The 12,734-nt window shown below is 69.7% G+C and carries 14 protein-coding genes; 12 read left to right on the top strand and 2 right to left on the bottom strand.

The genetic code is table 11. From position 1 onward, the window contains the following. Window positions 1–88: 88 nt before the first annotated feature. Complete coding sequence (locus ASD93_RS06995) at window positions 89–994, top strand: tyrosine recombinase XerC (RefSeq protein ID WP_056120630.1); 906 nt, start codon at window positions 89–91, stop codon at window positions 992–994. Between the two features lie 6 nt (window positions 995–1,000). Here the strand turns inward: ASD93_RS06995 and ASD93_RS06990 are convergent, their stop codons facing one another. After that, on the bottom strand, window positions 1,001–1,543 hold the full coding sequence (locus ASD93_RS06990) for a murein hydrolase activator EnvC family protein (RefSeq protein ID WP_056120625.1): 543 nt from the start codon (window positions 1,541–1,543) through the stop codon (window positions 1,001–1,003). Between the two features lie 300 nt (window positions 1,544–1,843). On the opposite strand from ASD93_RS06990, the gene rpsB reads away from it, so the two are divergent. The 9 genes from rpsB (at window position 1,844) to ASD93_RS06945 (ending at window position 8,645) form a co-directional block, all read left to right on the top strand. After that, entirely contained in the window at window positions 1,844–2,782 is a 939-nt protein-coding gene (gene rpsB / locus ASD93_RS06985; RefSeq protein ID WP_056120621.1) for a 30S ribosomal protein S2, read from the top strand. A gap of 91 nt (window positions 2,783–2,873) precedes the next feature. Continuing rightward, a complete protein-coding gene (tsf, locus tag ASD93_RS06980; protein WP_056120618.1) occupies window positions 2,874–3,701 on the top strand; it encodes a translation elongation factor Ts in 828 nt (275 codons plus the stop codon). A gap of 45 nt (window positions 3,702–3,746) precedes the next feature. Next, window positions 3,747–4,505, top strand: coding sequence for a UMP kinase (gene pyrH / locus ASD93_RS06975; RefSeq protein ID WP_414843696.1), 759 nt, complete (start codon window positions 3,747–3,749; stop codon window positions 4,503–4,505). Between the two features lie 50 nt (window positions 4,506–4,555). Next, window positions 4,556–5,110 carry a ribosome recycling factor gene (frr, locus tag ASD93_RS06970; protein ID WP_056120613.1) on the top strand — a complete coding sequence of 185 codons (555 nt, stop codon included), beginning with the start codon at window positions 4,556–4,558 and terminating at the stop codon, window positions 5,108–5,110. Between the two features lie 7 nt (window positions 5,111–5,117). Continuing rightward, window positions 5,118–6,242, top strand: coding sequence for a phosphatidate cytidylyltransferase (locus ASD93_RS06965; protein ID WP_056120610.1), 1,125 nt, complete (start codon window positions 5,118–5,120; stop codon window positions 6,240–6,242). Further along, entirely contained in the window at window positions 6,239–6,805 is a 567-nt protein-coding gene (locus tag ASD93_RS06960) for a DivIVA domain-containing protein (RefSeq protein WP_056120607.1), read from the top strand. Before ASD93_RS06965 ends, ASD93_RS06960 begins: the two co-directional genes overlap by 4 nt. Window positions 6,806–6,863: 58 nt before the next feature. Continuing rightward, complete coding sequence (locus ASD93_RS06955) at window positions 6,864–7,604, top strand: lytic transglycosylase domain-containing protein (RefSeq protein ID WP_056120604.1); 741 nt, start codon at window positions 6,864–6,866, stop codon at window positions 7,602–7,604. A gap of 5 nt (window positions 7,605–7,609) precedes the next feature. Continuing rightward, on the top strand, window positions 7,610–7,894 hold the full coding sequence (locus ASD93_RS06950; RefSeq protein ID WP_056120603.1) for a hypothetical protein: 285 nt from the start codon (window positions 7,610–7,612) through the stop codon (window positions 7,892–7,894). A 25-nt stretch (window positions 7,895–7,919) separates the two neighbouring features. Then, window positions 7,920–8,645, top strand: a complete 726-nt coding sequence (locus ASD93_RS06945) for an alpha/beta hydrolase (protein ID WP_056120600.1) — start codon at window positions 7,920–7,922, stop codon at window positions 8,643–8,645. A gap of 30 nt (window positions 8,646–8,675) precedes the next feature. Here the strand turns inward: ASD93_RS06945 and ASD93_RS06940 are convergent, their stop codons facing one another. Further along, window positions 8,676–9,740, bottom strand: a complete 1,065-nt coding sequence (locus ASD93_RS06940) for an AI-2E family transporter (RefSeq protein WP_056120597.1) — start codon at window positions 9,738–9,740, stop codon at window positions 8,676–8,678. Window positions 9,741–9,917: 177 nt separating this feature from the next. On the opposite strand from ASD93_RS06940, the gene ASD93_RS06935 reads away from it, so the two are divergent. Beyond that, complete coding sequence (locus tag ASD93_RS06935) at window positions 9,918–11,783, top strand: glycosyl transferase (protein ID WP_200950619.1); 1,866 nt, start codon at window positions 9,918–9,920, stop codon at window positions 11,781–11,783. Further along, window positions 11,780–12,730, top strand: coding sequence for a tetratricopeptide repeat protein (locus ASD93_RS06930; protein WP_056120592.1), 951 nt, complete (start codon window positions 11,780–11,782; stop codon window positions 12,728–12,730). Before ASD93_RS06935 ends, ASD93_RS06930 begins: the two co-directional genes overlap by 4 nt. Window positions 12,731–12,734: the final 4 nt, after the last annotated feature.

Below are 12,734 nucleotides of genomic sequence, written 5' to 3'. Positions count from 1 at the left end.
GGCGCAGTGGCGGCATGTGGAGGAGGCGCCGGGCGAATGCGCGGTGAGTCGCGCCGCACGGGGGAGCGGGGCGGAGCAAGCTGGTGCCATGAGACTCGAGGCCGCCGCTGACGCGTATGCGCGCGTCCTCGCGGACGTGCGCCGCCTGTCGCCCGCGACGGTGCGCGCGTACCGCGGTGATCTGGCCGACCTGGCAGCGACGGTGGGGGATGCCGACCTCGCGGAAGTCGACCTGGAGACCCTGCGCGAGTGGCTGTGGCGGGCGACCCAGCGCGCCGACGCCCGAGCGACGATCGCGCGGCGCACCTCGACGGCCCGCGGCTTCTTCGCCTGGGCGCTCGAGGAGGGAATCGTCGCCGACGACCCTGCCCTGCGCCTGGTCGCGCCCAAGCGGGGCCGCCCGCTGCCGAAGGTGGCGACCGCGGATGCCCTGAGCGCAGTCCTGGACCGCGCGGGCGCCGCCGCCGCGGAGGGCGACCCGATCGCACTGCGCGACCACGCCGTGCTCGAGTTCCTCTACGGGTCCGGTGTGCGCGTGTCGGAGCTGTGCGGTCTGGACCTCGGGGACATCGACCGCGAACGACGCACGGCGCGGGTGCTCGGCAAGGGGTCGAAAGAGCGGGTCGTTCCCTTCGGGGGAGCCGCGGGACGCGCGCTCGACGCGTATCTGGTGCGCGGGCGGCCGTCATTGCTCGCGCGCCGACCGGCCACGGACGGCGTGCCGGCGGTGTTCCTCGGGGTCCGCGGCGGGCGCCTGGGCACCCGGGCCGCGTACGACGTCGTAGCGCGCGCGCTCGGCCCGGAGGTCGGCGGAGCGGTCGGCCCGCACGCCCTGCGGCACTCCGCGGCGACGCATCTGCTCGACGGCGGTGCCGACCTGCGTGCGGTGCAGGAGATCCTGGGCCACGCGAGCCTGGGCACGACGCAGATCTACACGCACGTCTCGAGCGAACGGCTCACCGCGACCTACCGGCTCGCGCACCCGCGCGCATGAACCTGCTCAGCAGCAGGGCAGCAGCACGGCGCGCGGGACACCGCCGAGCAGCAGCATCGGGTTGACGTACTCGCCGTCCAGACGCACGCCGAAATGCAGCGCGCCCGGGGGAGCGTGGCCGCCGAGCGCGAGTGCGGCGACCTCGTCTCCCCGTCGAACGCTCGCGCCTGCGCCCAGGTCGGACTCGACCGGCTCGAACGTCGTGACGAGACCGCCGCCGTGGTCGATCGTCAGGATGCCGCGTCCGGCGACCGCTCCCGAGAACGCGATCGTCCCTCCGGCGGGTGCCCGTACGGCGTCGCGGGGATCGGCCCGCAGGTCGATGCCCCGGTGACCGCGGCCGTACCGGTGCGCAGGAGCCTCGAAGGCCCTCTCGAGACGGAACCGGGCGAGCGGCCACACCCAGTCGGCGCCCGCCGGTCCGGCGACGGGCTCCGGTTCGGCATCCCTCGTCTCGTCGGCGCGCGAGGGCGCGGCACCCACCACGAGCACGAGTGCGACCGTCCAGGCGACGACGAGGGATCGCGGCAGGGCGCGTGAGGACGGCATGGGATCAGCCTCGGTCCTGATCCGGCGCGGGACGCCGGCGGGCATCGTGCGGTGGACGGATGCCGCCGCCGGCGCCCTGGGGAGGAGGCGGCGACTGGTACACTGGACCCTGCACCCCGCTCGTCGGGGTGACTCCGCGTGCCCAGAGCACCGCGAACGGTCGGAAGACCGGGCGGTGCGGCATCCACTCCCATCGGTCTCGCAGCAGCGAGCGGGCGTGCGCCGGGCACCAGGCCCGCCGACATCGTCGGCGCGAACACAACCGCAAGAGGCGCCCCGCGCCAGAACAGGAGAACGGCCATGGCCGTCGTCACCATCCGCCAGCTGCTCGACAGCGGCGTCCACTTCGGGCACCAGACCCGCCGGTGGAACCCGAAGGTCAAGCGCTTCATCCTCACCGAGCGCAGCGGCATTCACATCATCGACCTGCAGCAGTCGCTGACGTACATCGACAAGGCGTACGAGTTCGTCAAGGAGACCGTCGCACACGGCGGCACGGTCCTCTTCGTCGGCACGAAGAAGCAGGCCCAGGAGATCGTCGCCGAGCAGGCGACCCGCGTCGGCCAGCCCTACGTGAACCAGCGCTGGCTCGGTGGCCTCCTCACCAACTTCCAGACGGTGTCCAAGCGCCTCGCGCGCATGAAGGAGCTCGAGGAGCTCAACTTCGACGACCCGGCTGCGAGCGGCTTCACCAAGAAGGAGCTGCTGATCAAGAAGCGCGAGCTCGACAAGCTCCACAAGTCGCTCGGCGGCATCCGCAACCTGCAGAAGACTCCGTCGGCGATCTGGGTCATCGACGCCAAGCGCGAGCACCTCGCGGTCAACGAGGCCACGAAGCTCGGCATCCCCGTGATCGGCATCCTCGACACGAACGCCGACCCGGACGAGTTCCAGTACCCGATCCCCGGCAACGACGACGCGATCCGCTCGGTGAGCCTGCTCACCCGCATCATCGCCGACGCCGCCGCCGAGGGGCTCATCCAGCGCCACCAGCCCACCGACGAGTCGGCCGACGCCGAGCCCCTCGCCGACTGGGAGCGCGAGCTGCTCGAGCAGAACGCCGCCGACGAGGCCGCCGCGGCTGTCGTCGTCGAGGAGGCCGCTGAGGAGCTCGCCGCTGAGGCCGTCGTCGCCGAGGCCGTCGCCGAGGAGCTGGCTGCTGAGGCCGTCGTGGCCGAGGCCGTCGCCGAGGAGCTGGCCGCTGAGGCCGTTGCCGACATCGAGGCCGCAGAGAAGTAAGCACCCGCCGCAAGGCAACTCGGCGGGGTCGTGTTCCACGGCCCCGCCGAGGCATCCCCCGAGAATTCCCACAATCAAGGAGCCGCCACCCATGGCAAACTTCACGATCGCCGACATCAAGGCGCTGCGCGAGCAGCTCGGCACCGGCATGGTCGACACCAAGAAGGCCCTCGAGGAAGCTGACGGCGACCTCGAGAAGGCCGTCGAGATCCTCCGCCTCAAGGGCGCGAAGGGCAACGCCAAGCGCGCCGACCGCTCCACCAGCGAGGGCCTCGTCGCCGCCAAGGAGATCGGTGGCAAGGTCACCATCCTCGAGCTGAACACCGAGACGGACTTCGTCGCGAAGAACGACCGCTTCATCGCGCTGGCGGACAAGGTTCTCGAGGCCGCTGCGGCGGCAGGCGCCGAGTCGGCCGAGGCCGCTCTGGCAGCGCCCGCCGGCTCGCAGACCGTGGCAGAGCTGATCTCCGACGAGGCCGCCATCATCGGCGAGAAGGTCGAGCTCCGCCGCGTGAGCACCCTCACCGGCGAGAAGTTCGAGATCTACCTCCACAAGACGAGCAAGGACCTGCCGCCGCAGGTCGGCGTGGTGCTCGCCTACACGGGTGACGACGCCGAGACGGCGCGCAGCCTCGCGCAGCACATCTCGTTCGCGAACCCGACCTACCTGTCGCGCGATGAGGTCCCCGAGGCCGAGGTCGAGAAGGAGCGGGAGATCGTCACCGAGATCTCGCGCAACGAGGGCAAGCCCGAGGCCGCCCTTCCGAAGATCGTCGAGGGCCGCGTCAACGCGTTCTTCAAGCAGGTCTCGCTGCTCGACCAGGACTACGCGAAGGACAACAAGCTGTCCGTCGCGCAGGTCGCGAAGGACGCCGGTCTGACCCTCACCGGGTTCGCCCGCTTCAAGGTCGGCGCGTAACACGTCGAGAAGGCCCGCATCGGATGCCGATGCGGGCCTTTTCTCATGCGCTTCGGTAGTTTGTCGTCAACGAGAGGATCCGTCGTGATCAATGAGAACACCGGGCGCCGCCGCGTCCTCCTGAAGCTGTCGGGCGAGGCGTTCGGCGGCGGTCAGCTCGGGGTCAATCCCGACGTCGTGAGCCAGATCGCGCGGGAGATCGCCGCTGCCGTCGATCGCGTCGAGATCGCGATCGTCGTCGGCGGCGGCAACTTCTTCCGCGGCGCCGAGCTCAGCCAGCGCGGTATGGACCGGGGGAGAGCCGACTACATGGGCATGCTCGGCACCGTCATGAACGCGCTGGCGCTGCAGGACTTCCTGGAGCAGGCGGGCGCCGCCACCCGGGTGCAGTCGGCGATCTCGATGACACAGGTGGCAGAGCCCTACATCCCGCGCCGCGCGGAGCGCCACATGGAGAAGGGCCGCGTCGTCATCTTCGGCGCCGGGGCAGGGCTGCCGTACTTCTCCACCGATACGGTCGCCGCGCAGCGCGCGCTCGAGATCGACGCGCAGGAGGTCCTGGTCGCGAAGAACGGCGTCGACGGCGTCTACACGGCGGATCCGCACAAGGACCCCTCGGCGACCCGGATCGATCGCATCACCTACCTCGACGCGCTGCAGCGCGGCCTGAAGGTCGTCGACTCCACGGCCTTCAGCCTGTGCATGGACAACAAGATGGATATGCGGGTGTTCGGCATGGAGCCCGCAGGCAATGTCACCCGCGCACTTCTGGGCGAGCCGATCGGCACTCTGGTCACGGCGTGAAACGCCGCCCTGAGTAGACTGGACCGAGCCCACCCCTTGAAGGAGACACTGTGATCGCGGACGTCTTGGCCGATGCCGGAGCGCGCATGGACCGCGCCGTCGAGGCTGCGAAGGAGGACTTCGCGACTGTTCGCACGGGGCGCGCCAACCCCCAGCTCTTCCAGAAGATCCTCGTCGACTACTACGGCACCCCCACACCCCTGGCCCAGCTCGCCTCGATCAACAACCCCGAGGCGCGCTCGCTCATCATCACGCCTTACGACAAGTCGGCGCTGAAGGGCATCGAGCAGGCCATCCGCGACATCCCGAACCTCGGCGTCAACCCCACCAATGACGGCAACCTGATCCGCGTGACGATGCCCGAGCTCACCGAGGAGCGCCGCAAGGAGTACGTGAAGCTCGTGCGCTCCAAGGGCGAAGACCACAAGGTGCACCTGCGCGGCATCCGTCGCAAGTCCAAGGACGACATCGACGCACTCAAGAGCGAGGTCGGCGAAGACGAACTGACCCGTGCCGAGAAAGAGCTCGATGCCCTCACGCGCGCGCACGTCGATGCCATCGACGAGGCGCTCAAGCGCAAAGAGGCAGAGCTCCTCGAGGTCTGATACCTGGATGGCCGAAGCATCCGATGACGCGTTCGGGAGCGACCAGTCCGCTCCCGATGCGCCGCTGACCCGTCGCGAGGCAGCGGAGGCACGCCGCGCGGAAGCGACGACGCCCGACGAGTCGCCGGTCGCGTCGATCCCGCCGATCCCGCCGTTGCCGAGCACAGCGCCTGCGACCGATGCCGCGGGGGCGCCCGCGATCCAATCCCATCTGCGTGCGGCCCGCTCCGAGTTCGAGAGTCAGGTCGCGCACGCACGGGCCGAGTTCGAGGAGGCCAACGAGCGGATCAAGCAGCGCACCGGACGAGACCTCATCCTGGCGATCGTGATCGGCGTCGCCGCCGGCGCCGTCCTTCTCGGCTCGCTGATCTTCGTCAAGCAGCTGTTCCTGGTCTTCGCGCTGGCGGCTGTCCTCCTCGGCGTCTTCGAGTTCGCGCGCGCGCTCCGTGCGTCGGGCCGACGTGTGGACGTCGTGCCCCAGCTCGTGGTCGGCGCAGCGGTGGTCCTCTCGGGCTACTTCTTCGATGCGTGGCTGCACTGGGTCGTCGTCTTCGTCGCCGTGGCCGTCGTGGTGGTGTGGCGCCTTCTGGTGCAGATGGCGAGCCGGGACGGGCGAACCTACGGCAACGTGCTCGCCGACGTGCTGATCGCCGGGTTCGTGCAGCTCTACGTGCCCTTCTTCGCGAGCCTGTGCGTGCTGCTGCTCGCCCAGGAGGGCGGTGAGTGGTGGGTGCTCTCGTTCATCGCCGTCGTGGTGGCCGCCGACACCGGCGCGTACGCGGCAGGGCTGTCCTTCGGGCGTCATCCGATGGCGCCCCGGATCAGCCCGAAGAAGACGTGGGAGGGCTTCGCCGGCGCGGTGCTGGCCTCCGCGGTGGCGGGTGTGCTGCTCGCGATCTTCCTGCTCGGTCTCGACTGGTGGATGGGCATCGTGATCGGCGTCGTGATCCTGGGGACGGCGACGGTCGGCGACCTGGGCGAGTCGATGATCAAGCGCGATCTCGGCATCAAGGACATGAGCTCGTGGCTGCCCGGGCACGGGGGCGTGCTCGATCGACTTGACTCGATCCTGCCCTCGACCGCCGGGGCGCTCGCTCTCTATTACCTCTTCACCCCCCTGGTGGCATCGTGACGACAGCATCCGCATCCGCGCCGGCAGCGTTCCCCGAGACGCACGGTCGCGAGAAGGGCTACGACAGGGTCTCGGTCGACGCCTTCCTCAGCAGGGCACGCGCCGCGTTCGAGTCCGGCGACGACCCGATGACGGCGGCCGACGTGCGAGAGGCGGCCTTCCCGCTGGTGCGTCGCGGGTACGCGATCGCCTCGGTCGACGCCGCGCTCGGTCGCATCGAGGACGCCTTCGCGGCGAGGGAGCGGGAGTCTGCCCTCTCGGGTCGCGGCGGCGTTCGCGCATGGGTCGGGCAGACCAGGGAGACCGCTCAGGTCGTGCTCGACCGGCTCTCGCGCCCGCGCGGGCGCCGATTCGATCGGGTGTCGTCGCTGCGATACGGATACCGCATCGACGAAGTCGATCTCGTCACCGACAAGATCGCGCGCTTCCTCGAGACGGACGAATCCGTCTCGGTCGAGCAGGTGCGCTCGGTGGCGTTCCGCATGCAGCGCGGCGGGTATCGGGAGGCGCAGGTGGATGCCGTCCTCGACGCGGTCGTCGAGGTCATGCTGGCGGTCTCGTGACCCCCGGCGGCGTGCTCGGATGGCATGCGCGGCGGTCGATCGGTAGACTCGGGACACTGTGACTTCTGGAAACGAACTGATCTCGACCCGGCGCTCGCGCCGACAGGACGTGTCGACCGTCGCAGAGTCGCCCGCCGCAGCGCCTCGTCGAGCCCCCGCTCCGAAGCAGCGATGGTCGCGTCGTCGCGGTGTGCTCGGCGTGTTCGCGGCCTTCGCGGCGGTCGGTTTCGTCGCCGCCTACGTCGGACCGACGGGGATGGCGCTCAGCGATGCGAACGCTGACGAGGGCGCGGCGGTGTCGCTGTACGCGCACTCGGTCGAGGACGTGCAGACCTTCGCATCGGACGAGGAGGCCGCAGGCGACGACGCCCGCGCGCTCGACCGCGGCAACTACTCGGTCTTCGTCAAGCCGAAGCCGAAGCCCAAGCCCGTCGTCGAAACGGCGGAGGGGTCATCGACCTCGAGTGGATGGGCGCCGCCGTTCGTGACACCGGACCCCGGGAGCGCGCAGGCCATCGCCTACCAGATGGTCATGGCGCGCGGGTGGGGCGACAGCGAGTTCGCGTGTCTCGTCGCGCTGTGGAACAAGGAATCCGGCTGGCGCGTCAATGCCTACAACGCCTCGAGCGGCGCCTACGGCATCCCGCAGGCGCTCCCGGGCAACAAGATGGGCAGTGCCGGCGCCGATTGGGAGACCAACCCGGCGACGCAGATCTCGTGGGGCCTCGGATACATCGGCGGCCGGTACGGAACGCCGTGCGGTGCGTGGAGTCACTCGCAGAACGTCGGTTGGTACTGAGTTCGATGCCGCGGTCGAACCGCCGGCGTCCCGACTCGAGCGGCGACGATTCCTTCGAGCGCATGCTCTCAGGATGGAAGCGCACAGAGATGCGTCGCGGCGTCGAATGGACCGTGCAGCCGGTTTCGGCGCGGCAGGCGCAGAAGAGCTACGTGTGCCCCGGATGCGGCCGTGAGATCCCCGTGGGTGTCGCCCATGTCGTCGCGTGGCGCATGGACGGCGTGCTGGGTCCCGCCGCCGACCTCGCCGCCCGACGCCATTGGCATCAGCACTGCTGGAACATGGCCTGACGGCCCTCGCACAGAATCGATCGACATGGAGATCCGCGGACCGCTCCTCCTCCCCGCGCGCCGGGAGGAGATCGAATTCGAGACGATCGACGGGCTCACCCTCGTCGGCGAGCTCGCCCTGCCGCCAGAGCGTGAGCCGGTGGCGACGCTCGTGACGCTGCATCCGCTGCCCACAGCGGGGGGCTTCATGGACTCGCACATCCTCCGCAAGGCCGCGGGAAGGCTCCCGGCTCTCGCCGATCTCGCGGTGCTGCGCTTCAACACCCGCGGCACGACCTCCTCGCGCGGCACGAGCGACGGGGCCTTCGACGGCGGGCTCGCGGAAGCGTTCGACGTCGCTGCGGCGCTGGACTTCGTGCGGGAGCGCGCTCTGCCGCGTCCCTGGCTCGTCGGCTGGTCGTTCGGCACCGAGCTCGCACTCAAGTACGGCCGCGATCATGACATCGAGGGTGCCGTCCTGCTCTCGCCGCCCCTCCACCGCGCGAGCGACGAGGAGGTCGCCGCGTGGGCCGGCGATGCGCGCCGCCTCATCGTCCTGGTGCCGGAGTTCGATGACTACCTGCGACCGGATGCCGCGATCCGGCGCTTCGCGAGCGTGCCCGAGGCGGTTCTCATCCCCGTCGAGGGGGGAAAGCACCTGTGGGTCGGAGAGAATCAGACCCGGCGCGTGCTGACCGAGATCGTCGCGGCGATCAACCCGGACGCGCTGCCCCTTCCGAACGAGTGGAACGGCCCCGTCGTCGAGGACTGACGTCTCGACAGGGAATCGCGCGGCATCCGATCACCGCTCGTTCTGGCGCGGGATCACCACCTGCCGGTAGATGATCAGGATGCTGGCGGCCACCGGGATCGCGACGAGGGCACCGAGGAGCCCGAGGAGCGCGCCGCCGGCGAGGGCCGCGATGACGACGACGGCTCCCGGAACCGACACGGCACGACCCATGATGCGGGGCGAGAGGACGTACGCCTCGATCTGCATGTAGATGAGGTAGTAGATCGCCGCGATGAGAGCGGTGGTGGGGGAGCCGAGACCCAGGCAGAACAGCACGATGATGGTGGAGCCCGTCAGTGTGCCGACGAGCGGGATCAGCGAGAAGAAGAAGGCGATCACCGCGAGCACGGCGGGGAACGGCGCGTTGATGATCGACAGGAAGATGGCGCTGAGCACACCGTTGATCACGCCGAGGCTGAGCTGGCCGATGACGTAGTGGCCGACGGAGTCGGTGATCTGCTCGCCCAGGTCGATGAACCGCGCGCGCTTGGATGCCGGCACGAGCTGGTACACGGCGCGCTTGAGGTTCGGCGTGGACGCGGTGAAGTAGATCGTCAGGATCAGGACGATGAACGCACCGGCGAGTCCGGCCAGGACGGCACCGCCGACCGCGATGATGCCGCCGCCGATCTGCTCGCCGACCGCCCCCACGTCGATCGAGTTGAACCAATCCTCGAGGTACCCGAAGACATCGTCGACGTTGAGGTTGGGGAAGGTGGCGCTCATCCACTCCTTGATCTCGCCGACGGGGTTCCAATCGTCCTGCTCGACCAGGTCCTGGATGTCGGCGACGAGCTGCGAGATCTGCCCCACGATGATCGGGATGATCATCAGGATGATCCCGGCGAAGGCGGCGAGGACGCCCAGGATCGTGATGAGCACGGCGGCCCACCGCGGAAGCTTGCGGCGCTCCAGCCAGGCCACGATCGGGTCGAGGCCGAGCGAGAGGAACAGCGCCGTCCCGACATAGAGGAGGATCGTGGACAGGGTCTGGATGCTGCCGATGAGCACGAGTCCGAGTCCCACCCCGAGTGTCGCGACGAATGCGACCCGGAACGGATTGTGCAGCTTCATGAGACCTCCTGCGATCGTCGGCACGACCGCCGATACGTCTTCCGTCAGGATACGCATTGAGGACGCTCAGCCCGCGGAACGGTCCCTCCCGGTCTGCTTTCAGGTCACTTTCGCTAGTCTGAAATGTCGGATCGAAGACTCGCGGAACCCGTGCGAGTCCTGGAAAGGTGTTTCTTCGTGCGTTTCGTATGGGCCGTGGCGGCATTCGTGCTCGCCGCCGTGATGATCGGTGCGGGCATCGCGCAGCGGACGATCTTCCAAGGACCCGACACCGCGGTCGCCGCGATCGCGGTCGACGAGGACGCTCCGTATCTCGTGATCGACGGCGCGGTGCTCAACGAGGTCGACGGCGCGCAGACGCTGCGCGCACAGGCCGACGGCGACATCTTCGCCGCCTACGGTCGCACCGCCGACATGGAGGCCTGGCTCGCCGAGACCCCGTACAACGTGGCGACCCTCGACGAGCAGGGCGAGATCGTCACCGATCTCGTCGAGCCTGCGGCGCCCGTGGACCCGGCCGGCGACTCCGCCGTCGACGACGCGAAGCCCGACGACGCCGCCACGACGGACGACGAGACCGCTGCCGACGCTGCTGCCGCCGAGGAACCCGCTCTCAGCCCCATCGGCTCCGACCTGTGGCTCGACGAGTTCCAGCAGAGCGACATCCTGATCGCGCCGCTGCAGCTCCCGAGCGGCATGAGCGTGCTCGTCGCCACCGATGGCAGCGACCCCGCTCCCGCGACCGTCTCGGTCTCGTGGCCGATTCCGAACTCCACGCCGTGGGCGGGTCCGCTGATCGTCGGCGGAGGGATCGTCCTCGCCGTCGGGGTGTTCCTGTACATCCTCGGCATCCGCCACGCGCGCCGGTCGCGCGGGCCCCGGCGCAAGGGCCTTCCGCTTGCCGTCACCGAGCCCATCGACATCGCCGTCGAGGGTGCCGACAAGGGCGTGATCAGCTCGACGCCGCCGACGCGCCGCGCCGTGACCGGCGGCCGCCGGTCGTTCGTGGTGCTGCCCGCCGTGGCCGTCTCGGCGCTGCTGTTCACCGGTTGCTCCGCCGAGGCGTGGCCTGACCTCGCATCGACTCCGACCCCTACGGCGTCGGCGACGGTCCTCGTACCGGAAGGACAGCAGGCTCCGGCGGTCACCAAGCCGCAGGCCGAGCGCATCCTGGCGCGCATCGCGGACACCGTCTCCGAAGCCGATGCCGCGATGGACGAGGAGCTCGCCTCGACTCGCCTCGCTGGAGTGGCGCTGGCCGCACGGTCGACCAACTACAAGCTGCGCGAAGCGATCGCCGATTATGCCGTGCCCGCAGCGATCCTCACGAAGCCGCTCGAGATCGTGCTCCCGCAGGCCTACGACGGCTGGCCGCGCTCGGTGATGACCGTCGTCGACGACGACGAGTCCAAGACCTCGAGCATCATGGTCCTCACCCAGGACGACGCGTGGGCGCCCTACAAGCTCTCGTACATCGCGAGCCTCGAGGCCTCCACCACGATGCCCGACCTTCACCCCGTGTACATCGGCGCCGCGCAGCCTGCGCCGAACTCGCCGTTCCTCGCGATCGCGCCCGAGGACCTCGCCGCTGCGTACTCCGACGTCATCAACGAGGGGGAGAAGAGCGAGTTCTTCGACATGTTCGAGGCCGAGGGGGACGAGCTTCGCGAGCGCATCGCCGTCAACAGGCAGGAGCGCCTCGACGAGTTCAACAAGACCGCCTCGAAGACCGGCAGCCTGACATTCGCCTCGACGCCCGGCACCTTCCCGCCGTTCGCGCTGGCCACCGTCGAGAGCGGCGCCATCGTGGCGGTGAACATCAACGAGACCGACACGGTGAAGCCGACCAACGCGGACGCTGTCATCAAGCTCGACAACAACGCCACCGTGAAGGCGCTGGCCGGCGCCGACCAGTCGGCCACCGGTTTCACGACGACGTTCACCGATCAGGTGTTCTTCTACGTCCCGACCCAGGGATCGGCCGAGAAGATCCGCCTGCTCGGCTACGCCTCCGACATCCTCGACGCGAAGGTGATCAAGTGACCGATCCCAGCTCGGGCGCCGCGCTGCGCGGTGCCGTCGACCTCTCGGCCCTGCGCAATCGATCGGCATCCCCGTCCGCAGGCGACGGGCCGGACGCGGCGGGTGCGGCATCCGTGCCGTCGCTCGTGATGGATGTCACCGACGAGACGTTCCCTCAGGTGCTCGAACTGTCACGCACGGTTCCGATCGTGATCGATCTGTGGGCCGAGTGGTGCGGGCCGTGCAAGCAGCTGAGCCCGGTGCTCGAGCGTGTCGTGACGGAACTCGACGGACGCCTCGTGCTCGCGAAGGTCGACGTCGACGCCAACCCCCAGCTCTCACAGGCCTTCCGTGCGCAGTCGATTCCGATGGTCGTCGCTCTCGTGGCCGGCCAGCCGGTCCCGCTGTTCACCGGTGCCGTTCCCGAGCAGCAGGTGCGCGAGGTCTTCGCCCAGCTGCTCCAGGTCGCCGCGCAGAACGGCGTGACGGGCACGGTCACGGCGGACGGGGCGCCGGACACGGATGCTGCGGCCGAAGCCCCCGCGGAGGCGCCCCTCCCGCCGCTCCACGCCGAGGCCTTCGAGGCGATCGAGGCGGGCGACTACCCGCGCGCCGTCGCCGCCTACGAGCAGGCCCTGGTCGAGAACCCCCGCGACGCCGAGGCGCGCGCCGGTCTGGGTCAGGTCCGCCTCCTCGATCGTGTGCAGGGCGCCGACCTGCAGGCCGCGCGTGCCGCTGCGGCCGCGGCGCCGACCGACGTGGACGCACAATTCGCCGTCGCCGACCTCGATCTGGCCGGCGGCCACGTGGAGGACGCCTTCGCACGACTGCTCGACCTGTTCGCGCAGCTTCCCGCGGACGACCGCGCACCGGTGCGCGAGCGCCTGCTCGAGCTCTTCGCCCTGGTGGGTGACAGCGACCCGCGCGTCAGCCGCGCGCGTGGCAGCCTGTCCTCGCTGCTGTTCTGACGAG

It is taken from the genome of Microbacterium sp. Root180 (assembly GCF_001428485.1).
Taxonomy (GTDB): domain Bacteria; phylum Actinomycetota; class Actinomycetes; order Actinomycetales; family Microbacteriaceae; genus Microbacterium.
Note: the sequence above shows the minus strand (reverse complement) of the source record. Positions and strands in the feature narration are given on the sequence as shown.

Coding starts and splice junctions, on each gene's coding strand:
- ASD93_RS06995 (WP_056120630.1), top strand. CDS start 89: ATGAGACTCGAGGCCGCCGCTGACGCGTATGCGCGCGTCCTCGCGGAC.
- ASD93_RS06990 (WP_056120625.1), bottom strand. CDS start 1,543: ATGCCGTCCTCACGCGCCCTGCCGCGATCCCTCGTCGTCGCCTGGACG.
- rpsB (WP_056120621.1), top strand. CDS start 1,844: ATGGCCGTCGTCACCATCCGCCAGCTGCTCGACAGCGGCGTCCACTTC.
- tsf (WP_056120618.1), top strand. CDS start 2,874: ATGGCAAACTTCACGATCGCCGACATCAAGGCGCTGCGCGAGCAGCTC.
- pyrH (WP_414843696.1), top strand. CDS start 3,747: ATGCGCTTCGGTAGTTTGTCGTCAACGAGAGGATCCGTCGTGATCAAT.
- ASD93_RS06965 (WP_056120610.1), top strand. CDS start 5,118: ATGGCCGAAGCATCCGATGACGCGTTCGGGAGCGACCAGTCCGCTCCC.
- ASD93_RS06950 (WP_056120603.1), top strand. CDS start 7,610: ATGCCGCGGTCGAACCGCCGGCGTCCCGACTCGAGCGGCGACGATTCC.
- ASD93_RS06945 (WP_056120600.1), top strand. CDS start 7,920: ATGGAGATCCGCGGACCGCTCCTCCTCCCCGCGCGCCGGGAGGAGATC.
- ASD93_RS06940 (WP_056120597.1), bottom strand. CDS start 9,740: ATGAAGCTGCACAATCCGTTCCGGGTCGCATTCGTCGCGACACTCGGG.